The sequence below is a fragment of the Bacillus mojavensis genome, assembly GCF_012648005.1.
In the GTDB taxonomy this organism is placed as follows: Bacteria; Bacillota; Bacilli; order Bacillales; family Bacillaceae; genus Bacillus; species Bacillus mojavensis.
This window is the reverse complement of record NZ_CP051464.1, coordinates 91,910-116,245: the sequence shown is the minus strand read 5'-3', so window position 1 is coordinate 116,245 and position 24,336 is coordinate 91,910. Positions and strand designations below refer to the sequence as shown.

Here is a 24,336-nt window from a genome sequence, read left to right as displayed (position 1 = left end):
AACTTAATCTAAGTCGCCCCTCCGCCATTTTTCAAACGTTTTCAAAACCTCTTCCGATAAAGCAATTTTACCCGCTGGCTTTTCGGAAGTGATCTTTCTTACCCGCCTTTCGATTCGCCTTTCGATTGCTTCTACCTCTCTCAAGAGCTCACGGGCTGATTTTCGCAATGCCCCCTGTCCGAAAATCGCCCACTGCTCAGTGTAGTCAGAGGTCGCAACATGAATTTGAGTCGAAATGTTATTCAGAGCCTGTGCCAGCTTTTCTATCCGCTCATCCGCAGTCTCATTCTCTTTTGTGAAAATCACTTCAACTCTGTGATTGGTCTGTTTTTTCTCAAGCCCCTTCACAAGATGTGCGTCAAATACGACAATAACCCTGTTTCCTGTATACGATTGATATTCAGCCATTTTCTGAATCAGTACGTCTCTCGCCTCTTCAAAACTGTTCGCTTTTAGATCCTTCAGCTGCGGCCAGGCTCCAATCATGTTGTATCCGTCTACTAACAGGATATCCATTAATCATTATTCTCCCAGAGGATTTCGTTTCCGGTAGACTTCATACATCAAAAGCCCCGCCGCTACAGACGCATTGAGTGAAGTAACTTTACCGGCCATCGGGAGTTTAATAAGAAAATCACATTTTTCTTTAATCAGGCGTCCCATTCCTTTTCCTTCACTTCCGATGACGAGAGCTAAAGGCATGCCGCCGTCCATTGTGCGGTAATCCTCCCGCGCGGATGCATCCGTTCCGACAACCCAGATTCCCCGCTCTTTCATTTCCTCTAGTGTTCGCGCCAAATTAGTGACCTTTGCCACTGGAATATGCTCAATTGCGCCTGTTGAAGCCTTCGCCACCGTAGTTGTCAGACCGACAGCTCTGCGTTTTGGAATCACAATGCCATGGGCGCCGACTGCATCGGCTGTTCTCATAATTGAACCGAGATTATGAGGGTCCTCAAGCTCGTCCAGAATGAGAAAGAAAGGCTGTTCATTTCTTTCCTCTGCCGCTTTATATAAGTCGTCCAGTTCCGCGTACTCATATGCTGCGACCTGTGCCACTACGCCTTGATGCTGCCCTGTAACCATTTGGTCGAGTTTTTTTCTGGGGACGTATTGAATGGTGATGCCCTGCTTTTTCGCAAGCTCAATCACCTGCTGTGCTTGTCCTTTTACGGTGTTTTCCGCCATCCACAGCTTATACAGCTTACGACCTGATTTTAACGTCTCGATCACTGCATTTTTTCCTATGACGTAATCATGTTGCTCACTCATTTGTTTTCCTCCCTGACCGTCCCGAATTGTATAGCTTCAGCAACAAGCTGATTCAGTCTTTCTTCTTTTTTCTCAAGAAAAAGATAGCCTAGCAGTGCTTCAAATGCTGTACTATAGCGGTACGTCTGAACATCTGTATTTTTAGGTATCGTTCCCGACTTGGCATTTCTGCCTCTTTTCAGCACCGCTTCCTCTTCTTCCGTGAAAAATGATTGATTCCGCAGAAAGAAAAGGATCTCAGCCTGTGACTTTGCCGATACGATCCGACTTGATTTTTTGTGAAGATCATTTGGTTTGGTAAATCCCTGCTTAAGCAGGTGATGCCTCACATAAACTTCAAAAATGGCATCACCTATATAAGCAAGCGCAAGACCGTTAAGCTGCTTTGAATCTTTTATCGTTTCAAAATCAAGCATCCGTTATTCTCCCCGTTTCCAGCGAGTGCCTTGAGCCGTATCTTCAAGAATGATATTCATGCTTTTCAGCTGGTCACGGATCTGGTCTGACAGAGCAAAATCACGATTGCGGCGCGCTTCATTTCTTTTTTCAATCAAATCTTCAATCTCTTGATCCAGAAGCTCCTGCTCACCCAGTGAGAAACCGAGGACAGAAACAATTCGGTCAAACATGTCAATAAACGCTGTAATCACATGATCTGCCGTATGATCTTCCTGAAGATAATAGTTCGCATTTTTCGCCAAATCGAACAAAACAGAAATGGCATTCGCTGTATTAAAATCATCATCCATTGCTTCTTCAAATGCTTTTCGATGTTCTTCAATCTTTGCAAGCCATTTATCATCATCTTCTGTTAAATTCGTGCTGCTGTTTAAACGGTGCTGAAGGTTGCTGTACGCTGTTTTCAACCGGTTAAACGCGCTCTTTGTGTTCTCCAGAAGCTCTTCTGAATAGTTGATGGGGTGACGATAATGAACAGACAGCATAAAGAATCTGAGGAGCTGCGGATCATGCTGTTTAATAATGTCATGCACAAGCACAAAGTTGCCGAGTGATTTTGACATTTTTTCATTATCGATATTGATATAGCCATTATGAAGCCAGTATTTCGCAAATGTTTTGCCAGTCAGCGCTTCAGATTGTGCAATTTCATTTTCATGGTGAGGGAAGGTTAAATCCTGGCCGCCTGCATGGATATCAATCTGATCACCTAAGTACTTTTTCACCATAGCAGAGCATTCAATGTGCCAGCCCGGACGTCCTTTCCCCCAAGGGCTATCCCAGGAGATTTCTCCTTCTTTAGCCGCTTTCCACAGAGCGAAATCAAGAGCATCTTCTTTTTTCTCGCCAACTCGGATGCGTGCGCCAGATCTCAATTCATCAATCGATTGCTGCGAAAGCTTTCCGTATCCCTCAAATGCTCTTGTTTTGAAATACACATCTCCTTCAGATTCATAAGCATAGCCCTTTTTCACCAGCTGATCTATGAAATCAATAATCGCGTCCATGTTTTCCATGACGCGCGGATGAAGGTCTGCTTTTCTGCAGCCAAGAGCGCCCACATCTTCAAAGTATGCCTTAATAAAACGCTCAGAAATGGTTGGAACATCTTCACCGAGTTCATTTGCCGCTTTAATTAATTTATCATCTACATCTGTGAAGTTAGAGACATACTGGACATCGTAGCCTTTATACTCCAAATAGTTTCGTATCGTGTCATAAACGATGGCCGGACGGGCATTCCCTATATGAATATAATTGTAAACCGTCGGTCCGCACACGTACATTTTCACTTTCCCCTCTTCAAGAGGAACGAATGTTTCCTTCTGTCTGGTCAATGTATTATAAAGAGTGATTGTCATTTTTGATTAATCCTTTCTTTTCTGTCTTCAAGTTCCGCCTTCAGCTCTAAAATCTGCAGTTCCAAAGACTTAAATCGGTCAGCAACAGGATCGGGTAAATCCTGATGGTTTAGATCCCGTTTGATTTTCTTGCCGTTTTGAACGACAACCCTTCCCGGGATGCCGACAACTGTGGAGTAGTCCGGAACATCGTGCAGCACAACTGAACCAGCCCCTATTTTGGAGCCTTCACCGACAGTAATCGAACCGAGCACTTTAGCACCTGTTGCTATCAATGCGTCATCTTTAATTGTCGGATGCCTTTTTCCCCTTTCTTTCCCCGTTCCTCCAAGGGTAACTCCCTGAAAAACGGTTACGTTATTGCCAATTTCACATGTCTCCCCAATGACAACCCCCATCCCATGGTCTATGAAAAATCTTCTTCCGATCGTAGCCCCTGGGTGGATTTCAATTCCTGTAAAAAATCGGCTCACCTGAGATATAAGGCGTGCAAGGAAATAAAATTTTCGTTTATATAAAGCATGTGCAATCCGATGCGCCCATATAGCATGTAAACCGGAATAAGTTAAAATCACTTCAAAATAACTTCGTGCTGCAGGATCTTGATCGAACACCGTATCAATGTCTTCTTTGAACATTTTAAAAAACACATGCTTCCCCCCATTCTACACGCTACCCTCTATCTATTTCCTCTAGACACCAATAAAAAAAGCGCCTCTGCATGTAAACATGACAGAGACGCTTTAACCGCGCGGTTCCACTCTGTTTGAAAAGCAGACTCCTGCTCTCCCAACTTCAGCCTGTAACGGCGGCGGCCGCCTTTGAATACTGATTTCGAAAAACGTTCTTCAAAGGTCTTAAGGGCGCACTTCTAAAACCCGACTCCTGGATCTCTCTCAGCCAATGAAGATCCTTTCTGTATTGGTCTAAAGCTTTATACTCTTCCCTGTCAACAATCATCTATTTAGATATTTTTCAACCGCTGAATTGCAGATTCTTTTCCGATCAGTTCAATTGATTGCGGAAGCTCAGGACCGTGAGTTTGGCCTGTTACAGCAACACGGATCGGCATAAACAGCTTTTTCCCTTTATGACCTGTTTCTTTCTGCACTGCTTTGATAGAAGCTTTGATCTGTTCCGGAGTGAACTCCTCTAGCTCTTCAAGCTTCGCAGCGAATGTGCTAAGCACTTCAGGCACCTGCTCTTCTTCTAGAACAGCTTTTGCTTCTTGATTATACTCGATCTCATCCGTAAAGAACAAATCAGTCAACTCAACAATTTCTGCACCGTAGCTCAATTGCTCATGATATAGAGAAATCAGTTTGCGAACCCATTCTTGTTCTTCAGGAGAAAGCTCATTGCCAACTTTGCCGGCTTTTTGAAGATGCGGAAGCGTAAGCTCAACAACCTGATCAAGATCCAATTTTTTCACATATTGGTTGTTGACCCATTTTAGCTTATGCATATCAAACAGAGCTGGTGATTTAGATAACCGGTTTACATCAAAAATGTCAATAAACTCTTCTTTTGTGAAAAGCTCTTCTTCTCCCACCGGCGACCAGCCCAGCAGGCCGATAAAGTTAAACAGCGCTTCCGGCAAGTAGCCAAGCTCTTTATATTGCTCAATGAATTGGATAATGGATTCATCACGTTTGCTGAGCTTTTTACGGCTTTCATTTACAATCAGCGTCATGTGGCCGAACTGAGGAATATCCCATCCAAATGCTTGATAGATCATGATCTGTTTTGGTGTATTCGAGATATGATCCTCACCGCGCAGCACGTGCGTCATTTTCATTAGATAGTCATCCACAGCTACTGCAAAGTTATAAGTCGGCGTGCCGTCTTTTTTCACAATAACAAAGTCGCCGATGCCATCAGATTCGAAAGAAATTTCACCTTTTACAATATCATTGAACGCAATGATTTTTCCTTCAGGGACGCGGAAACGAATACTAGGCTTTCTGCCCTCTGCAAGGAATTTTTCCTGTTCTTCCTGAGTCAGATCTCTGTGCTTTCCGGAATAACGCGGCATCTCTCCGCGGGCAATCTGCTCTTCACGTTCTTTTTCAAGTTCTTCTTCCGTACAGAAACATTTATAAGCAAGCCCTTTTTCAAGCAGCTCTTCATAGTAAACCTTATAGATATCATTACGCTCGGACTGACGGTATGGGCCGTAATCTCCGCCGACATCCACACTCTCATCCCAGTCGATGCCAAGCCATTTTAAATAGTTAAGCTGGCTTTGTTCTCCGCCCTCAATGTTGCGTTTTTTATCCGTGTCCTCAACACGAATAATAAACTTACCGCCTTGGTTGCGGGCAAATAAATAATTAAAAAGCGCCGTTCTGGCATTTCCAATATGCAAATGTCCTGTTGGACTCGGTGCATAACGAACGCGTACTTCGTTTCCCATTTCAAATACTTCCTTTCATCTCATGTATGGCCTCAGGCTAAATGTATGCATCTATTCTACCACCAAATAGACCGGGCATCAAAACAAGTTAGCCTTTTTGTATCAGCACTGTCGCTTGAGCCGCTATTCCTTCCGCTCTTCCTGTAAATCCAAGCTTTTCGGTCGTGGTCGCTTTTACATTCACTTGGGAAACCTCTGCCTCAAGCCCTTCGGCGATTCTTTTTCTCATGTCTTCTATGTACGGCGCCATCTTTGGCTTCTGTGCAATGATCGTGCAATCAATATTTCCGAGTACATATCCTTTCTGTTTCACAATCCCCCAGACATGCTGAAGTAATTGAAACGAATCAGCATCCTTGAACTCAGGATCTGTATCAGGAAAGTGCTTGCCGATGTCGCCCTCCCCGACAGCTCCGAGGCATGCGTCAGCAACGGTGTGCAATAATACATCCGCGTCAGAATGTCCGAGCAATCCTTTTTCATACGGAATTTCAACTCCGCCGATAATGAGAGGCCGGCCCTCTACTAATTGGTGCACATCAAAACCTTGTCCGATTCTAAACATGTTTATTCCCACTTTCTGCTTCCATGATAGCTTCAGCTGACGTTAAATCATCAGGAGTTGTCAGCTTAATATTTGTATAGTTACCTTCTACAACACGGACCGAACCGCCCTCAAGCTGTTCGACGAGACTGGCGTCATCCGTTCCTAAAAATCCTCTGCGCTCTGCCTCAGCGTGAGCCTCCATCAATAAAGAAAGACGAAAAGCTTGTGGCGTTTGGACAGCCCACAAGCTTGAACGTTCAATCGTCTCACTGACTTCTAAACCTTGAACGCGTTTAATCGTATCTTTTACCGGAACAGCCAGGATGGCCGCTCCTGCCTGCTCCGCTTCAACGATCAGTTCGTCAATCTGTTCATGCTTTATAAAAGGACGAGCGCCGTCGTGAACGAGCACAATCTTTTCTTGTTTAATGGCTTTGAGTCCTTTATAAACACTGTGCTGGCGTTCATCTCCGCCTGCTACAAGCTCGATAGCGGTTTGAAACGGATATTGGCTCAGCAATTGCTGAAAGTCTTCACGTTCGCGCTCGTTAATCACCAAGATGATTCTGTCGCACGGACGATGGCTGTCAAACACCCGTAAAGTGTGAATGATAACCGGATCTCCTTTCAGCTCGATAAACAGTTTATTTCTCCCTGCCTTCATCCGTTTCCCCTGTCCGGCCGCAGGAATAACCACATCATAATTCATTGTTCTTTCTCCCTTTACAGCGCCTTCTCCAACAGCTTAGGCTTGGCAAAAATCATTCGTCCCGCTGCTGTCTGCAGCACACTTGTGACGAGAACATCAATGTGTTTGCCGATATAATTCCGTCCTTCTTCAACGACAATCATAGTGCCGTCATCCAAGTAAGCTACTCCCTGATTATGCTCTTTGCCGTCTTTAATGACCTGAACATTCATTTCCTCACCCGGAAGCACAACGGGCTTGACCGCGTTGGCAAGGTCATTAATGTTCAATACTGCTACCTTCTGAAGCTCGCATACTTTATTTAAATTAAAATCATTCGTCACAACGACTCCGGATGTCAGTTTAGCGAGTTTGACAAGCTTGCTGTCAACCTCCTGAATATCTTCAAAGTCACCTTCATAAATTTCCACTTTAATATCTAATTCTTTTTGAATGCGGTTCAGGATATCAAGACCGCGGCGCCCTCTGTTGCGTTTTAACACATCTGAGGAGTCAGCGATATGCTGCAATTCCTCAAGGACAAACTGCGGAATCACGATGATTCCCTCTAAAAAACCAGTCTGACAAATATCTGCAATTCTCCCATCAATAATAACACTTGTGTCCAGGATTTTCAGCTTTTTGTCTTGGACCTCGTGCTCTTCATCGGCTGCTCCTTTTTTCTTTTGCATTCTGGCGGAAATGGAGAATAGGCTGATCAGTTCATCCTTTTTCTTAAAGCCCACCTGAAAGCCCAGATAACCGAGAAAGAAAGCTAAAAACACAGGGATGATTGTGCTGAGTATGCGGTAAGGTATATTGTCTAAAGGAATAACGTTTACGATAAGATAAGCAATTATAAGTCCAAATACTAAGCCAAGACTTCCAAATAACAAATCTGGAACCGGCGCTTTTAATAATGAATCCTCTATCCACTTCACCCAGTTCACAACGTAATCTGTACCCCATATACTGATGAGAAAAAAGATAATTGCACCTATTGCCGCAGACGTATATGCGTTTGTTATTAAAGGTATGTCCTGTAAACTTAACAGTACAAACAATTCAGGTATTAAAAATATACCAACAACGCCGCCGAAAATAATGAAGAACGCCTGAACTATTCGTTTTAACATACCCCCACCTCCTTTAAAGAAAATTGTTATATTTCATAAGATTTTATGCAACCTACGAATATCAGAATAAACAAAAACCAACAATAATATACCCGTAATGATATGGTTTTAACCGAAAATCATAGCTGTCTGTCTAAATAATGCTTCTCTTGAAGACGTTTTAAGCCCTTTTTGATTTTTTGGGCTCGTACTTCACCGATACCCTCTACTTCATCTAATTCTTCCGCACTTGCCTCAATAATTCTCGGCAGGACGCCAAATGCTTCCACTACATTTTCCACAATTGGCATCGGAAGGCGCGGTATCTTATTTAGCAGCCTGTATCCTCTAGGCAGAACATAGTCATCAAGATTTGTAGAAGCCGGGTAACCAAGAAGCTTATAAACAATGGAATCATCAAGCAAATCGTAGCTGGACATATCCTGCAGCTCTTTTAAAAGGACAAACGGATCTTTAATTTTTTCCTTCACGTAATCCTTAATAAATAAAGCAGCCTCTTCTTCCATATCAGTAATCAGTTCGATGACCTGCAGCTTAATCAAATGACCTTCTGTTCCCAGCTCCCTAATATACATGTTGATTTCATTTTTAATTCGCAGCACCATTTCATAACGGTGCATCACAGACAGAACATCGCTGAAAGTAACGAGTTCCTCAAACTCTAATGCGTTTAGTGCATTAATCGTTTTGTCCAGAATTGTTTTATATTTTTCTAGAGTTTGAATGGCTTGGTTCGCTTTTGTTAAAATAAATCCTATGTCTTTTAGTGTATACTTCATACTTTCCTGATATAACGTTATGACATTTCTTCTCTCAGAAATTGCGATAACGAGACAGCCGGTTTGCTTAGCTACTCTTTCGGCAGTGCGGTGCCGCATTCCTGTTTCTGACGAAGAAATTGTGGCTTCAGGCATCAATTGTGTATTGGCATATAGGATTTTTTGACCAGAATCACTTAAAATAATCGCACCATCCATTTTAGCCAGTTCATATAAATGCGCCGGAGAAAAAGCAGTGTTAATGTGGAAACCGCCATCCACCACTTCTTTTACTTTATCATTATATCCAACAACAATCAGACCGCCTGTATTTGCTCTCAGCACATTTTCTATCCCCGCTCTGAGCGGTGTTCCAGGAGCAACAAACTGCAAAATAGAAGACAGATCTAACTCATGTTTCGCCCCTTTTTTCTCTTTTTCCATCTATTATCCTCCTAATGAAGTACGAAGTGCCTCTGAAACATTTGCTACTCCGATGACCTCAATCCCTTTTGGTTTCGTCCATCCATCCAGATTTGCCGCAGGTATGATCATGCGTTTAAAGCCAAGCTTTGCCGCTTCTTTTACACGCTGTTCAATTCTTGATACCCGGCGGACTTCTCCGGTTAATCCCACTTCTCCTATAAAGCAATCTGCAGGATTTGGAGGTGTATCTCTAAAGCTCGATGCGATACTTACCGCTATAGCAAGATCAATCGCAGGTTCATCTAGTTTGACGCCGCCCGCTACCTTCAAATATGCATCCTGATTTTGCAGCAGCAGCCCTACTCTTTTTTCTAATACAGCCATTAACAGTGACACCCTGTTATGATCTATCCCTGTCGCCATGCGCCGCGGATTGCCAAAGCTCGTTGGCGAGATGAGTGCCTGAATTTCAACAAGAATAGGCCTTGTACCTTCCATAGAAGCCGTTATGCTCGACCCCGAAGATCCCGCCGAACGCTCTTCTAAGAAGATCTCTGAGGGATTCAGTACCTCAGTGAGCCCTTCTTCCCGCATTTCAAAAATACCCATTTCGTTTGTAGAACCAAAGCGGTTTTTTACAGCCCGTAAGATTCGGAAAGTATGGTGACGTTCTCCTTCAAAGTATAAAACAGTGTCAACCATATGCTCCAGCAGTCTCGGCCCCGCGATGGATCCTTCTTTCGTTACGTGACCCACAATAAATATCGGAATACCTTTTGTTTTTGCAATTTTCATCAGCGCGGCTGTACATTCTCTTACTTGTGATACACTGCCGGGAGCCGATGTGATATCACTTTGATAAACCGTTTGAATAGAGTCGACAACGACAAACGCTGGATTCATCTCTTCTATAGCAGACGAAATATACTCCATATCGGTTTCGGATAAAACATGCAGTGAGGGATTATTTATGCCCAGACGGTCTGCTCTTAATTTCGTTTGTTTTACCGATTCTTCTCCTGAAATGTATAGAACATGACGCGATGAACCAGATAGCTGAGCGGATACTTGCAGTAGTAAGGTCGATTTCCCGATACCGGGGTCCCCGCCAATTAAAACAAGTGATCCCTTTACCACTCCGCCTCCGAGCACTCTGTTAAACTCGCCGAGCTGTGTTTTAACCCGAGGTTCTTCTGATGTTTCGATTGATGTTATGGGGGAAGGTTTCTGTACGGTTTGAACAGAATGAGAAAAAGCCGCTCTCCGATTGGCCGGTGCTTTTTTAATCATTTCTTCCACCATTGTATTCCAAGCACCGCAGCCCGGACATTTCCCCATCCATTTTGGAGACTCGTAGCCGCAGGATTGGCAGATGAATTTGGATTTTGTTTTAGCCATAAATAGTGTAAGACCTCTCCCTTGTTCTATTTCTTGATACGAAATTGAGGCATACACTTACATGCTGTATGCCTCATTTTCGTCTTCTATATTAATTCGTTTTAGCAGTCGTTTTTACGACAAATTCGCCATCTTCTACATCAAGAACGATATGGTGCCCTTTATGAATGTTACCTCTGAGCAGTTCTTCAGATAAACGGTCCTCCACATGTTTTTGAATGGCTCTTCTGAGCGGGCGGGCACCGTATTCAAGGTCTACGCCCTCTTCCGCGACTTTTGCTTTCGCAGCTTCCGTCAATTCTATAGAAAGATCCTGTTCTTTAAGACGTTTCGTTAATTGATCAGACATCAATGACACGATTTCAGCCAGATGTTTTTTCTCAAGTGAATGGAAGACGATAATTTCATCAATACGGTTGATGAATTCCGGTCTGAACGCACGTTTCAGTTCACCCATCACTTTATCCTTCATGTCTTTATGATTCTGCGTCTCATCCTGAACGTTGAAGCCGACATATTTGTTGCGTTTCAGCTCACTTGCTCCGACGTTTGATGTCATGATCAGAATCGTGTTGCGGAAATCGACTGTACGGCCTTTAGAATCAGTTAATCGTCCGTCTTCAAGAACTTGAAGGAGGATATTGAAGACGTCAGGGTGCGCTTTTTCAATTTCATCAAGAAGCACAACAGAGTATGGTTTTCTTCTTACCTTCTCTGTTAATTGGCCGCCCTCATCGTAACCCACATACCCTGGAGGTGAACCTACAAGTCTAGAAGTCGAGTGTTTTTCCATGTATTCAGACATATCAATTCTGATCATGGCTTCTTCATCACCGAAGATAGACTCAGCAAGCGCCCGTGCAAGCTCCGTTTTACCTACGCCTGTAGGGCCTAAGAAAATGAATGAGCCGATTGGACGTTTAGGATCTTTTAGCCCTGCTCTCGCACGTCTGACCGCTTTAGCAACGGCTACAACAGCTTCATCTTGGCCGATGACACGGGAATGAAGAATGCTCTCCATATTAAGAAGCTTATCTGTTTCAGTTTGAGCGATTTTTGAAACAGGCACCCCAGTCCAGCTGGATACAACCATCGCAATATCATCCACAGAAACCTCTGAGTTTTCCTGCCCCTGCTTCTCTTTCCATGATTTTTTCGTATCCTCCACCTGTTCACGCAAACGCTGTTCCGTATCACGCAAGGAAGCCGCTTTTTCAAATTCTTGGCTTTGCACCGCAGCATCCTTCTCTTTACGAACTTCATCAAGTTTCTGTTCAAGCTCTTTTAAATTAGGAGGCGTTGTAAATGAACGCAATCTGACCTTTGAGCCCGCTTCATCGATCAAGTCAATAGCTTTATCGGGAAGGAAACGGTCAGAAATATATCTGTCAGAAAGCTTAACCGCAGCTTCAATGGCTTCATCAGTGATAGAAACGCGGTGGTGAGCTTCATATCGGTCACGCAAGCCTTTTAAGATTTGAATGCTCTCGTCTACCGACGGCTGATCAACCTGGATTGGCTGAAAACGGCGCTCCAGAGCTGCATCTTTTTCAATATATTTACGATACTCATCAAGAGTTGTCGCACCGATACACTGAAGTTCTCCGCGAGCAAGTGAAGGTTTCAAGATGTTGGATGCGTCAATGGCACCTTCTGCTCCGCCCGCTCCGATTAGTGTATGGAGCTCATCAATGAATAGAATGATGTTTCCTGCCTGACGGATTTCATCCATCACTTTTTTCAAACGATCCTCAAATTCACCGCGGTATTTTGTACCGGCAACAACTGTTCCCATGTCTAATGTCATAACGCGTTTATCCCGTAAAATTTCGGGAACTTCATTATTAATAATTTGCTGTGCGAGACCTTCTGCGATAGCCGTTTTACCTACGCCCGGTTCCCCAATCAGAACAGGATTGTTTTTCGTTCTGCGGCTCAGCACTTCAATAACACGCTGAATTTCTTTGCTTCTGCCGATAACCGGATCAAGGCTGTCTTCCTTCGCAATCGCTGTTAAATCTCTTGCCAGGCTATCTAGTGTTGGCGTATTCGCATTGCTGTTTGTTCCAGCCGCTGATGAACCTGTTTCATTACTTCCAAGAAGCTGAAGCACTTGCTGTCTTGCTTTATTTAAGCTGACTCCGAGATTGTTAAGCACTCTCGCAGCAACACCTTCACCTTCGCGAATAAGTCCAAGAAGAATATGCTCTGTTCCCACATAAGAATGGCCGAGTTTTCTGGCCTCATCCATTGATAACTCAATGACTTTTTTAGCTCTCGGAGTATAATGAATCGTTTGAGACATTTCCTGTCCGCGCCCGATTAAGCTCTCAACTTCTTTTTGAATTTTATCTGAACCAAGTCCAAGCGCTTGAAGTGCTTTAGCAGCGATGCCCTCTCCTTCTCGCACCAGTCCTAATAAAATATGTTCAGTGCCGATATTGTTATGACCTAAACGCAGTGCTTCTTCCTGTGCAAGCGCCAGTACCTTTTGAGCTCGTTCTGTAAATCTTCCAAACATCATATCGATTCATCCTCCTGTCTATTCCCATTCATTTCTAAGTGAAGCCGTTCTCTGATAAGAGCCGCTCTTCGTATATCTCTTTCGTTCGGACGCAAAGCGCCTCCCGAGTACTGCTGTAAAAATCCCGGCTGTGTTAAAATCATCAGTTCATTAAGTATATTGCTTGAAAGTCCTTTTATAATGCCTAAGTCTATACCTAACCGAACATCTGAAAGGCACTTTGCAGTTTCTTTCGATTCAATCATCCGGCAATTGGACAAGACTCCATAGGATCGATACACACGATCCTCAAGCTCAATCTTAGAGGTTTGGTAAAGCGCTTCTCGAGCAGATCGTTCCTGTTCAATCAGCTGGGCAGCTACGCTGTTAAGGTCATCGACAATATCCTGCTCCGACTTTCCAAGCGTAATTTGATTTGAAATTTGAAAGATATTTCCTACTGCTTCGCTGCCTTCCCCATAAATTCCTCTAACAACTAAGCCTAATTGATTAATAGCCGGTATAATTCGATTTATTTGCCTAGTTAAAACCAGTGCCGGAAGATGCATCATGACTGAAGCCCTTAGGCCCGTACCTACATTTGTAGGACAGCTGGTTAAGTAACCTCTTTGCTCACTAAATGCATAATCAACCTTTTCCTCAATCCAGTCATCAACTTGGTTTGCGGCTTTCATTGCTTGTGGAAGCTGAAATCCTGGGAAAAGACACTGAATTCTAATGTGGTCCTCCTCATTTAACATGACGCTCACTTCCTCATTTTCAGAAAGCAAACAGCCGCCAAAAGGAGACTCTGTCAAATTAGGGCTGATGAGATGCTTTTCAACAAGCACCCGTTTTTCTAAAGGCTGTGCGTCGTTCATTCTAATTAAAAGGAATTTGCCGACACCGGGAATTTCATGTTCTGAAAACTGTTCTTCAAACTGTTGCAAGATGGATGAGGCTTCTTCATTGGAATATCGCGTAGGGAACCGAATATTCTCAAAGTTTCTAGCTAAACGTATGCGGCTGCTGAGTACAATGTCACTTTCAGGGCCTTTCTGCTTCATCCAACTGCTTAATGCGTCCTGAATAAAATGCTTTAGCGACATTACCCCTGTTCCTCCTCACTATCTGTACTTTTGAGTGACTGTTCTAATGAACGAATTTGATCTCTCACATGGGCTGCATTTTCAAATTCTTCTTGGTGTATTAAAGCTTCTAATTCTTTTTTCAGCATTTCGATCTGTCGTCTGACGTGCAGGTTGCCGCCTATACGTTTCGGTATTTTCCCGCCATGCACAGTGTTTCCGCTGTGAACTTTGCGTAAGATCGGTGTAATGTTGCTATGAAATGTTTTATAACATTCGGCACAGCCAAATCGGCCGGTTTTTCTAAATTGCTGAAATGTCATTCCGCACTTCGGACAAGCAGATATTTGCTCGGAATGGCTGAACATTTGAGTTCCAGCATTCTGAAATGAAGAATCCATGTTCAGTAAGCCTGATAGTAAATTATGAATAGAGAAACCATGACTTGCACTTATACCATATGAGTCGCTGTGTTCTTTTGCACATTGTTCGCAGATGTGAACCTCTTTTTTCTCTCCGTTAACAACCTTTGTAAAGTGAAAAGTGGCTGGTCTCTCATTGCACTCTTGACAAATCAATCTTTTCACCCGCTTATTTTAATTTTAAAGCGGTCAGCATAGCTTTCATCATTCTCGCTCTCAATTCATCACGTTCAGGCAAATCAATGTACAGTACTGAGCGATCCATCACGCTGACCATCATTTTTGCTTCTCTCTCAGAGATCACCTTGTCTTCTAATAGCCTTAAAATAATGTCATCAGAGGCTGCTTGAGACAAATGGGTATTAATTTGAGAAATAATATTATTGATTAGAACAACTTCATTATTCATTTTAATTTTAATGATTCTGATGTAACCGCCGCCCCCGCGTTTGCTCTCAACAATATATCCTCTCTCGCTTGTAAATCTGGTGTTGATGACATAATTTATTTGGGAAGGAACACATTGAAATTTATCTGCAATTTCACTCCGTTTAATTTCTAAAATTTCCTTGCCATTTTGATCTAACACTTGTTTCAAGTACTGTTCAATGATGTCAGAAATATTATGTCCCACTCAACCCCCTCCTTTATTGACTTTGACTATATTTGACTTTAATCTTACTATAAGGTGTTTTTCGAGAATTTTCAACTTTATCGCTCTATCTTAAGTATTTCCATTTTCTAGATCCATAAAACCTGATTATTCACTTAAAATTTCTCTGTGAAGTTATTATATTATATAACTAAATGAAATTTTATGATACCAATAAAGGAGAACGCAAAAAGGACAGCTCATATGAGCTGTCCTTTTATTAATTGCTTGGCGGCGTCCTACTCTCACAGGGGGAAACCCCCGACTACCATCGGCGCTGAAGAGCTTAACTTCCGTGTTCGGCATGGGAACGGGTGTGACCTCTTCGCTATCGCCACCAAACAATTGAGAGTGTTCTCTCAAAACTAGATAACAGGTGTGACATCATTAGAAATTAGGTTAAGTCCTCGATCGATTAGTATCTGTCAGCTCCATGTGTCGCCACACTTCCACCTCAGACCTATCAACCTGATCATCTTTCAGGGATCTTACTTCCTTGCGGAATGGGAAATCTCATCTTGAGGGGGCTTCATGCTTAGATGCTTTCAGCACTTATCCCGTCCGCACATAGCTACCCAGCGATGCCCTTGGCAGAACAACTGGTACACCAGCGGTGCGTCCATCCCGGTCCTCTCGTACTAAGGACAGCTCCTCTCAAATTTCCTGCGCCCGCGACGGATAGGGACCGAACTGTCTCACGACGTTCTGAACCCAGCTCGCGTACCGCTTTAATGGGCGAACAGCCCAACCCTTGGGACCGACTACAGCCCCAGGATGCGATGAGCCGACATCGAGGTGCCAAACCTCCCCGTCGATGTGGACTCTTGGGGGAGATAAGCCTGTTATCCCCGGGGTAGCTTTTATCCGTTGAGCGATGGCCCTTCCATGCGGAACCACCGGATCACTAAGCCCGACTTTCGTCCCTGCTCGACTTGTAGGTCTCGCAGTCAAGCTCCCTTGTGCCTTTACACTCTGCGAATGATTTCCAACCATTCTGAGGGAACCTTTGGGCGCCTCCGTTACCTTTTAGGAGGCGACCGCCCCAGTCAAACTGCCCACCTGACACTGTCTCCCCGCCCGATAAGGGCGGCGGGTTAGAAGGTCAATACAGCCAGGGTAGTATCCCACCGATGCCTCCACCGAAGCTGGCGCTCCGGTTTCCAAGGCTCCTACCTATCCTGTACAAGCTGTACCAACATTCAATATCAGGCTGCAGTAAAGCTCCACGGGGTCTTTCCGTCCTGTCGCGGGTAACCTGCATCTTCACAGGTACTATAATTTCACCGAGTCTCTCGTTGAGACAGTGCCCAGATCGTTGCGCCTTTCGTGCGGGTCGGAACTTACCCGACAAGGAATTTCGCTACCTTAGGACCGTTATAGTTACGGCCGCCGTTTACTGGGGCTTCAATTCGCACCTTCGCTTACGCTAAGCGCTCCTCTTAACCTTCCAGCACCGGGCAGGCGTCAGCCCCTATACTTCGCCTTACGGCTTCGCAGAGACCTGTGTTTTTGCTAAACAGTCGCCTGGGCCTATTCACTGCGGCTCTCTCGGGCTTGCACCCTAACAGAGCACCCCTTCTCCCGAAGTTACGGGGTCATTTTGCCGAGTTCCTTAACGAGAGTTCTCTCGATCACCTTAGGATTCTCTCCTCGCCTACCTGTGTCGGTTTGCGGTACGGGCACCTCTCACCTCGCTAGAGGCTTTTCTTGGCAGTGTGGAATCAGGAACTTCGCTACTAAATTTCGCTCGCCATCACAGCTCAGCCTTATGGGAAACGGATTTGCCTATTTCCCAGCCTAACTGCTTGGACGCGGATATCCAATACCGCGCTTACCCTATCCTCCTGCGTCCCCCCATTGCTCAAATGGTGAGGAGGTGGTACAGGAATATCAACCTGTTGTCCATCGCCTACGCCTTTCGGCCTCGGCTTAGGTCCCGACTAACCCTGAGCGGACGAGCCTTCCTCAGGAAACCTTAGGCATTCGGTGGAGGGGATTCTCACCCCTCTTTCGCTACTCATACCGGCATTCTCACTTCTAAGCGCTCCACCAGTCCTTCCGGTCTGGCTTCACAGCCCTTAGAACGCTCTCCTACCACTGTTCGAAGAACAGTCCGCAGCTTCGGTGATACGTTTAGCCCCGGTACATTTTCGGCGCAGAGTCACTCGACCAGTGAGCTATTACGCACTCTTTAAATGGTGGCTGCTTCTAAGCCAACATCCTGGTTGTCTAAGCAACTCCACATCCTTTTCCACTTAACGTATACTTTGGGACCTTAGCTGGCGGTCTGGGCTGTTTCCCTTTCGACTACGGATCTTATCACTCGCAGTCTGACTCCCAAGGATAAGTCATTGGCATTCGGAGTTTGACTGAATTCGGTAACCCGGTAGGGGCCCCTAGTCCAATCAGTGCTCTACCTCCAAGACTCTTACCTTGAGGCTAGCCCTAAAGCTATTTCGGAGAGAACCAGCTATCTCCAGGTTCGATTGGCATTTCACCCCTACCCACACCTCATCCCCGCACTTTTCAACGTGCGTGGGTTCGGGCCTCCATTCAGTGTTACCTGAACTTCACCCTGGACATGGGTAGATCACCTGGTTTCGGGTCTACGACCACGTACTCATGCGCCCTATTCAGACTCGCTTTCGCTGCGGCTCCGCATCTTCTGCTTAACCTTGCACGGGATCGTAACTCGCCGGTTCATTCTACAAAAGGCACGCCATCACCCGTTAACGGGCTCTGACTACTTGTAGGCACACGGTTTCAGGATCTCTTTCACTCCCCTTCCGGGGTGCTTTTCACCTTTCCCTCACGGTACTGGTTCACTATCGGTCACTAGGGAGTATTTAGCCTTGGGAGATGGTCCTCCCGGATTCCGACGGAATTTCACGTGTTCCGCCGTACTCAGGATCCACTCTGGAGAGAACGAAGTTTTGACTACAGGGCTGTTACCTTCTATGGCGGGCCTTTCCAGACCTCTTCATCTACCTCGTTCCTTTGTAACTCCGTATAGAGTGTCCTACAACCCCAAGAGGCAAGCCTCTTGGTTTGGGCTAATCCCGTTTCGCTCGCCGCTACTCAGGGAATCGCATTTGCTTTCTCTTCCTCCGGGTACTTAGATGTTTCAGTTCCCCGGGTCTGCCTTCTCATATCCTATGAATTCAGATATGGATACCACTCCATTACGAGTGGTGGGTTTCCCCATTCGGAAATCTCCGGATCAAAGCTTGCTTACAGCTCCCCGAAGCATATCGGTGTTCGTCCCGTCCTTCATCGGCTCCTAGTGCCAAGGCATCCACCGTGCGCCCTTTCTAACTTAACCGTTAAAAAGAATCACTATGTGATATCTTGTATTACTAATTGAATGTGATGTCTACTGTTATCTAGTTTTCAAAGAACACGTTTCGAAGGAATGATCCTTCAAAACTAAACAAGACAGGGAACGTTCTGTTTATAAGACCCAAGGTCTTATATTCCGTAAATATCCTTAGAAAGGAGGTGATCCAGCCGCACCTTCCGATACGGCTACCTTGTTACGACTTCACCCCAATCATCTGTCCCACCTTCGGCGGCTGGCTCCATAAAGGTTACCTCACCGACTTCGGGTGTTACAAACTCTCGTGGTGTGACGGGCGGTGTGTACAAGGCCCGGGAACGTATTCACCGCGGCATGCTGATCCGCGATTACTAGCGATTCCAGCTTCACGCAGTCGAGTTGCAGACTGCGATCCGAACTGAGAACAGATTTGTGGGATTGGCTTAACCTCGCGGTTTTGCTGCCCTTTGTTCTGTCCATTGTAGCACGTGTGTAGCCCAGGTCATAAGGGGCATGATGATTTGACGTCATCCCCACCTTCCTCCGGTTTGTCACCGGCAGTCACCTTAGAGTGCCCAACTGAATGCTGGCAACTAAGATCAAGGGTTGCGCTCGTTGCGGGACTTAACCCAACATCTCACGACACGAGCTGACGACAACCATGCACCACCTGTCACTCTGCCCCCGAAGGGGACGTCCTATCTCTAGGATTGTCAGAGGATGTCAAGACCTGGTAAGGTTCTTCGCGTTGCTTCGAATTAAACCACATGCTCCACCGCTTGTGCGGGCCCCCGTCAATTCCTTTGAGTTTCAGTCTTGCGACCGTACTCCCCAGGCGGAGTGCTTAATGCGTTAGCTGCAGCACTAAGGGGCGGAAACCCCCTAACACTTAGCACTCATCGTTTACGGCGTGGACTACCAGGGTATCTAATCCTGTTCGCTCCCCACGCTTTCGCTCCTCAGCGTCAGTTACAGACCAGAGAGTCGCCTTCGCCACTGGTGTTCCTCCACATCTCTACGCATTTCACCGCTACACGTGGAATTCCACTCTCCTCTTCTGCACTCAAGTTCCCCAGTTTCCAATGACCCTCCCCGGTTGAGCCGGGGGCTTTCACATCAGACTTAAGGAACCGCCTGCGAGCCCTTTACGCCCAATAATTCCGGACAACGCTTGCCACCTACGTATTACCGCGGCTGCTGGCACGTAGTTAGCCGTGGCTTTCTGGTTAGGTACCGTCAAGGTACCGCCCTATTCGAACGGTACTTGTTCTTCCCTAACAACAGAGCTTTACGATCCGAAAACCTTCATCACTCACGCGGCGTTGCTCCGTCAGACTTTCGTCCATTGCGGAAGATTCCCTACTGCTGCCTCCCGTAGGAGTCTGGGCCGTGTCTCAGTCCCAGTGTGGCCGATCACCCTCTCAGGTCGGCTACGCATCGTTGCCTTGGTGAGCCGTTACCTCACCAACTAGCTAATGCGCCGCGGGTCCATCTGTAAGTGGTAGCCGAAGCCACCTTTTATGTTTGAACCATGCGGTTCAAACAAGCATCCGGTATTAGCCCCGGTTTCCCGGAGTTATCCCAGTCTTACAGGCAGGTTACCCACGTGTTACTCACCCGTCCGCCGCTAACATCAGGGAGCAAGCTCCCATCTGTCCGCTCGACTTGCATGTATTAGGCACGCCGCCAGCGTTCGTCCTGAGCCAGGATCAAACTCTCCGATAAAGTAGTTTGACTGACTACGCACATCGCTGTGCGATTTATTTAAAACTTGAATTAACAGGTACGTTTTGTCTTGTTTAGTTTTCAAAGATCATTTTGTTTATCGCCTTGTTAAAGCAACTTTATTAGTATACAACGTCGCTTTCTCAAAGTCAACAACTTTTTTTAAATCTTTTTTTGGTGGAGCCTAGCGGGATCGAACCGCTGACCTCCTGCGTGCAAAGCAGGCGCTCTCCCAGCTGAGCTAAGGCCCCATAAAAATGGTCGGGAAGACAGGATTCGAACCTGCGACCCCATGGTCCCAAACCATGTGCTCTACCAAGCTGAGCTACTTCCCGATTCCTCATATTAAAATAATATATGGCGCGCCCGAGAGGAGTCGAACCCCTAACCTTTTGATCCGTAGTCAAACGCTCTATCCAATTGAGCTACGGGCGCAAATGATAATGCCGAGGGCCGGACTTGAACCGGCACGGTAGTCACCTACCGCAGGATTTTAAGTCCTGTGTGTCTGCCAATTCCACCACCCCGGCGTGGATGGTATAGTTGGAGCGGAAGACGGGATTCGAACCCGCGACCCCCACCTTGGCAAGGTGGTGTTCTACCACTGAACTACTTCCGCAGACAGGATGTCCAGTTTTTATAACTGTCATCCTATATAATGCGGGTGAAGGGACTTGAACCCCCACGTCATAAAGACACTAGATCCTAAGTCTAGCGCGTCTGCCAATTCCGCCACACCCGCTTAAAAATGGTGAGCCATGAAGGACTCGAACCTTCGACCCTCTGATTAAAAGTCAGATGCTCTACCAACTGAGCTAATGGCTCTTCTTACAAGAGACTTGAATATTATATCATATAAAAGTGGTGCCGGCAAGAGGACTTGAACCCCCAACCTACTGATTACAAGTCAGTTGCTCTACCAATTGAGCTACACCGGCAAATGGTGGAGGATGACGGGCTCGAACCGCCGACCCTCTGCTTGTAAGGCAGATGCTCTCCCAGCTGAGCTAATCCTCCATAATTGCACTAACGTGCAATTGCTTGGCGGCGTCCTACTCTCACAGGGGGAAACCCCCGACTACCATCGGCGCTGAAGAGCTTAACTTCCGTGTTCGGCATGGGAACGGGTGTGACCTCTTCGCTATCGCCACCAAACAATTGAGAGTGTTCTCTCAAAACTAGATAACAGGTGTGACATCATTAGAAATTAGGTTAAGTCCTCGATCGATTAGTATCTGTCAGCTCCATGTGTCGCCACACTTCCACCTCAGACCTATCAACCTGATCATCTTTCAGGGATCTTACTTCCTTGCGGAATGGGAAATCTCATCTTGAGGGGGCTTCATGCTTAGATGCTTTCAGCACTTATCCCGTCCGCACATAGCTACCCAGCGATGCCCTTGGCAGAACAACTGGTACACCAGCGGTGCGTCCATCCCGGTCCTCTCGTACTAAGGACAGCTCCTCTCAAATTTCCTGCGCCCGCGACGGATAGGGACCGAACTGTCTCACGACGTTCTGAACCCAGCTCGCGTACCGCTTTAATGGGCGAACAGCCCAACCCTTGGGACCGACTACAGCCCCAGGATGCGATGAGCCGACATCGAGGTGCCAAACCTCCCCGTCGATGTGGACTCTTGGGGAGATAAGCCTGTTATCCCCGGGGTAGCTTTTATCCGTTGAGCGATGGCCCTTCCATGCGGAACCACCGGATCACTAAGCCCGACTTTCGTCCCTGCTCGACTTGTAGGTCTCGCAGTCAAGCTCCCTTGTGCCTTTACACTCTGCGAATGATTTCCAACCATTCTGAGGGAACCTTTGGGCGCCTCCGTTACCTTTTAGGAGGCGACCGCCCCAGTCAAACTGCCCACCTGACACTGTCTCCCCGCCCGATAAGGGCGGCGGGTTAGAAGGTCAATACAGCCAGGGTAGTATCCCACCGATGCCTCCACCGAAGCTGGCGCTCCGGTTTCCAAGGCTCCTACCTATCCTGTACAAGCTGTACCAACATTCAATATCAGGCTGCAGTAAAGCTCCACGGGGTCTTTCCGTCCTGTCGCGGGTAACCTGCATCTTCACAGGTACTATAATTTCACCGAGTCTCTCGTTGAGACAGTGCCCAGATCGTTGCGCCTTTCGTGCGGGTCGGAACTTACCCGACAAGGAATTTCGCTACCTTAGGACCGTTATAGTTACGGCCGCCGTTTACTGGGGCTTCAATTCGCACCTTCGCTTACGCTAAGCGCTCCTCTTAACCTTCCAGCACCGGGCAGGCGTCAGCCCCTATACTTCGCCTTACGGCTTCGCAGAGACCTGTGTTTTTGCTAAACAGTCGCCTGGGCCTATTCACTGCGGCTCTCTCGGGCTTTCACCCTAACAGAGCACCCCTTCTCCCGAAGTTACGGGGTCATTTTGCCGAGTTCCTTAACGAGAGTTCTCTCGATCACCTTAGGATTCTCTCCTCGCCTACCTGTGTCGGTTTGCGGTACGGGCACCTCTCACCTCGCTAGAGGCTTTTCTTGGCAGTGTGGAATCAGGAACTTCGCTACTAAATTTCGCTCGCCATCACAGCTCAGCCTTATGGGAAACGGATTTGCCTATTTCCCAGCCTAACTGCTTGGACGCGGATATCCAATACCGCGCTTACCCTATCCTCCTGCGTCCCCCCATTGCTCAAATGGTGAGGAGGTGGTACAGGAATATCAACCTGTTGTCCATCGCCTACGCCTTTCGGCCTCGGCTTAGGTCCCGACTAACCCTGAGCGGACGAGCCTTCCTCAGGAAACCTTAGGCATTCGGTGGAGGGGATTCTCACCCCTCTTTCGCTACTCATACCGGCATTCTCACTTCTAAGCGCTCCACCAGTCCTTCCGGTCTGGCTTCACAGCCCTTAGAACGCTCTCCTACCACTGTTCGAAGAACAGTCCGCAGCTTCGGTGATACGTTTAGCCCCGGTACATTTTCGGCGCAGAGTCACTCGACCAGTGAGCTATTACGCACTCTTTAAATGGTGGCTGCTTCTAAGCCAACATCCTGGTTGTCTAAGCAACTCCACATCCTTTTCCACTTAACGTATACTTTGGGACCTTAGCTGGCGGTCTGGGCTGTTTCCCTTTCGACTACGGATCTTATCACTCGCAGTCTGACTCCCAAGGATAAGTCATTGGCATTCGGAGTTTGACTGAATTCGGTAACCCGGTAGGGGCCCCTAGTCCAATCAGTGCTCTACCTCCAAGACTCTTACCTTGAGGCTAGCCCTAAAGCTATTTCGGAGAGAACCAGCTATCTCCAGGTTCGATTGGCATTTCACCCCTACCCACACCTCATCCCCGCACTTTTCAACGTGCGTGGGTTCGGGCCTCCATTCAGTGTTACCTGAACTTCACCCTGGACATGGGTAGATCACCTGGTTTCGGGTCTACGACCACGTACTCATGCGCCCTATTCAGACTCGCTTTCGCTGCGGCTCCGCATCTTCTGCTTAACCTTGCACGGGATCGTAACTCGCCGGTTCATTCTACAAAAGGCACGCCATCACCCGTTAACGGGCTCTGACTACTTGTAGGCACACGGTTTCAGGATCTCTTTCACTCCCCTTCCGGGGTGCTTTTCACCTTTCCCTCACGGTACTGGTTCACTATCGGTCACTAGGGAGTATTTAGCCTTGGGAGATGGTCCTCCCGGATTCCGACGGAATTTCACGTGTTCCGCCGTACTCAGGATCCACTCTGGAGAGAACGAAGTTTTGACTACAGGGCTGTTACCTTCTATGGCGGGCCTTTCCAGACCTCTTCATCTACCTCGTTCCTTTGTAACTCCGTATAGAGTGTCCTACAACCCCAAGAGGCAAGCCTCTTGGTTTGGGCTAATCCCGTTTCGCTCGCCGCTACTCAGGGAATCGCATTTGCTTTCTCTTCCTCCGGGTACTTAGATGTTTCAGTTCCCCGGGTCTGCCTTCTCATATCCTATGAATTCAGATATGGATACCACTCCATTACGAGTGGTGGGTTTCCCCATTCGGAAATCTCCGGATCAAAGCTTGCTTACAGCTCCCCGAAGCATATCGGTGTTCGTCCCGTCCTTCATCGGCTCCTAGTGCCAAGGCATCCACCGTGCGCCCTTTCTAACTTAACCGTTAAAAAGAATCACTATGTGATATCTTGTATTAC

14 protein-coding genes, 9 tRNA genes, 5 rRNA genes, 1 pseudogene and 1 other annotated feature are annotated in these 24,336 nt (G+C 46.6%); all 29 genes and pseudogenes read right to left on the bottom strand.

What is annotated here, in order from left to right:
* Positions 1-3 precede the first annotated feature (3 nt).
* Complete coding sequence (gene rae1, locus HC660_RS00630) at positions 4-516, bottom strand: ribosome-dependent mRNA decay endonuclease Rae1/YacP (protein WP_010332760.1); 513 nt, start codon at positions 514-516, stop codon at positions 4-6.
* A gap of 6 nt (positions 517-522) precedes the next feature.
* Positions 523-1,272 (bottom strand): 23S rRNA (guanosine(2251)-2'-O)-methyltransferase RlmB, encoded by a 750-nt coding sequence (gene rlmB / locus HC660_RS00625; protein ID WP_168746775.1) that lies wholly within the window; start codon positions 1,270-1,272, stop codon positions 523-525.
* Positions 1,265-1,688: pseudogene (locus tag HC660_RS00620) on the bottom strand (mini-ribonuclease 3). The gene rlmB and the pseudogene HC660_RS00620 overlap by 8 nt, the downstream one beginning before the upstream one ends.
* 3 nt (positions 1,689-1,691) lie before the next feature.
* On the bottom strand, positions 1,692-3,092 hold the full coding sequence (cysS, locus tag HC660_RS00615; RefSeq protein WP_168746774.1) for a cysteine--tRNA ligase: 1,401 nt from the start codon (positions 3,090-3,092) through the stop codon (positions 1,692-1,694).
* On the bottom strand, positions 3,089-3,742 hold the full coding sequence (gene cysE, locus HC660_RS00610; RefSeq protein ID WP_010332756.1) for a serine O-acetyltransferase: 654 nt from the start codon (positions 3,740-3,742) through the stop codon (positions 3,089-3,091). The genes cysS and cysE overlap by 4 nt, the downstream gene beginning before the upstream one ends.
* Before the next feature lie 81 nt (positions 3,743-3,823).
* Positions 3,824-4,054 (bottom strand) — a binding site (T-box leader).
* A 2-nt stretch (positions 4,055-4,056) separates the two neighbouring features.
* Positions 4,057-5,508, bottom strand: a complete 1,452-nt coding sequence (gltX, locus tag HC660_RS00605; RefSeq protein ID WP_168746773.1) for a glutamate--tRNA ligase — start codon at positions 5,506-5,508, stop codon at positions 4,057-4,059.
* An 88-nt stretch (positions 5,509-5,596) separates the two neighbouring features.
* Positions 5,597-6,073 (bottom strand): 2-C-methyl-D-erythritol 2,4-cyclodiphosphate synthase, encoded by a 477-nt coding sequence (ispF, locus tag HC660_RS00600; RefSeq protein ID WP_010332754.1) that lies wholly within the window; start codon positions 6,071-6,073, stop codon positions 5,597-5,599.
* Positions 6,066-6,764: a 2-C-methyl-D-erythritol 4-phosphate cytidylyltransferase gene (gene ispD, locus HC660_RS00595; protein ID WP_010332753.1), complete on the bottom strand. Its 699-nt coding sequence runs from the start codon at positions 6,762-6,764 to the stop codon at positions 6,066-6,068. Before ispD ends, ispF begins: the two co-directional genes overlap by 8 nt.
* Before the next feature lie 14 nt (positions 6,765-6,778).
* Positions 6,779-7,879, bottom strand: a complete 1,101-nt coding sequence (locus HC660_RS00590; RefSeq protein WP_168746772.1) for a PIN/TRAM domain-containing protein — start codon at positions 7,877-7,879, stop codon at positions 6,779-6,781.
* Between the two features lie 119 nt (positions 7,880-7,998).
* Positions 7,999-9,081 (bottom strand): DNA integrity scanning diadenylate cyclase DisA, encoded by a 1,083-nt coding sequence (gene disA / locus HC660_RS00585; protein WP_003242042.1) that lies wholly within the window; start codon positions 9,079-9,081, stop codon positions 7,999-8,001.
* Between the two features lie 3 nt (positions 9,082-9,084).
* A complete protein-coding gene (radA, locus tag HC660_RS00580) occupies positions 9,085-10,461 on the bottom strand; it encodes a DNA repair protein RadA (protein WP_010332751.1) in 1,377 nt (458 codons plus the stop codon).
* Between the two features lie 91 nt (positions 10,462-10,552).
* Entirely contained in the window at positions 10,553-12,985 is a 2,433-nt protein-coding gene (gene clpC, locus HC660_RS00575; RefSeq protein ID WP_010332750.1) for an ATP-dependent protease ATP-binding subunit ClpC, read from the bottom strand.
* Positions 12,982-14,073, bottom strand: coding sequence for a protein-arginine kinase McsB (mcsB, locus tag HC660_RS00570; protein WP_168746771.1), 1,092 nt, complete (start codon positions 14,071-14,073; stop codon positions 12,982-12,984). Before mcsB ends, clpC begins: the two co-directional genes overlap by 4 nt.
* Positions 14,073-14,630, bottom strand: coding sequence for a protein-arginine kinase activator protein McsA (mcsA, locus tag HC660_RS00565; protein ID WP_010332748.1), 558 nt, complete (start codon positions 14,628-14,630; stop codon positions 14,073-14,075). The genes mcsB and mcsA overlap by 1 nt, the downstream gene beginning before the upstream one ends.
* Before the next feature lie 13 nt (positions 14,631-14,643).
* Positions 14,644-15,108 carry a transcriptional regulator CtsR gene (gene ctsR, locus HC660_RS00560; RefSeq protein ID WP_010332747.1) on the bottom strand — a complete coding sequence of 155 codons (465 nt, stop codon included), beginning with the start codon at positions 15,106-15,108 and terminating at the stop codon, positions 14,644-14,646.
* A 244-nt stretch (positions 15,109-15,352) separates the two neighbouring features.
* Positions 15,353-15,468: ribosomal RNA gene (gene rrf, locus HC660_RS00555) — 5S ribosomal RNA — on the bottom strand.
* Between the two features lie 53 nt (positions 15,469-15,521).
* Positions 15,522-18,448 (bottom strand): 23S ribosomal RNA (locus HC660_RS00550).
* 169 nt (positions 18,449-18,617) lie between these two features.
* Positions 18,618-20,167, bottom strand: a 16S ribosomal RNA gene (locus HC660_RS00545).
* Between the two features lie 175 nt (positions 20,168-20,342).
* Positions 20,343-20,418 (bottom strand) — tRNA-Ala (locus tag HC660_RS00540).
* A gap of 7 nt (positions 20,419-20,425) precedes the next feature.
* Positions 20,426-20,502, bottom strand: a tRNA-Pro gene (locus HC660_RS00535).
* Positions 20,503-20,525: 23 nt separating this feature from the next.
* Positions 20,526-20,602: transfer RNA gene (locus tag HC660_RS00530), tRNA-Arg, on the bottom strand.
* Between the two features lie 9 nt (positions 20,603-20,611).
* A tRNA-Leu gene (locus HC660_RS00525) sits at positions 20,612-20,697 on the bottom strand.
* A 14-nt stretch (positions 20,698-20,711) separates the two neighbouring features.
* Positions 20,712-20,786 (bottom strand) — tRNA-Gly (locus HC660_RS00520).
* A gap of 40 nt (positions 20,787-20,826) precedes the next feature.
* Positions 20,827-20,909 (bottom strand) — tRNA-Leu (locus HC660_RS00515).
* A gap of 7 nt (positions 20,910-20,916) precedes the next feature.
* Positions 20,917-20,992 (bottom strand) — tRNA-Lys (locus HC660_RS00510).
* A 37-nt stretch (positions 20,993-21,029) separates the two neighbouring features.
* A tRNA-Thr gene (locus tag HC660_RS00505) sits at positions 21,030-21,105 on the bottom strand.
* A 3-nt stretch (positions 21,106-21,108) separates the two neighbouring features.
* A tRNA-Val gene (locus HC660_RS00500) sits at positions 21,109-21,184 on the bottom strand.
* A 22-nt stretch (positions 21,185-21,206) separates the two neighbouring features.
* Positions 21,207-21,322: ribosomal RNA gene (rrf, locus tag HC660_RS00495) — 5S ribosomal RNA — on the bottom strand.
* Between the two features lie 53 nt (positions 21,323-21,375).
* Positions 21,376-24,301 (bottom strand): 23S ribosomal RNA (locus HC660_RS00490).
* The 16S, 23S and 5S rRNA genes sit together here with 9 tRNA genes alongside, the layout of an rRNA operon.
* Positions 24,302-24,336 lie beyond the last annotated feature (35 nt).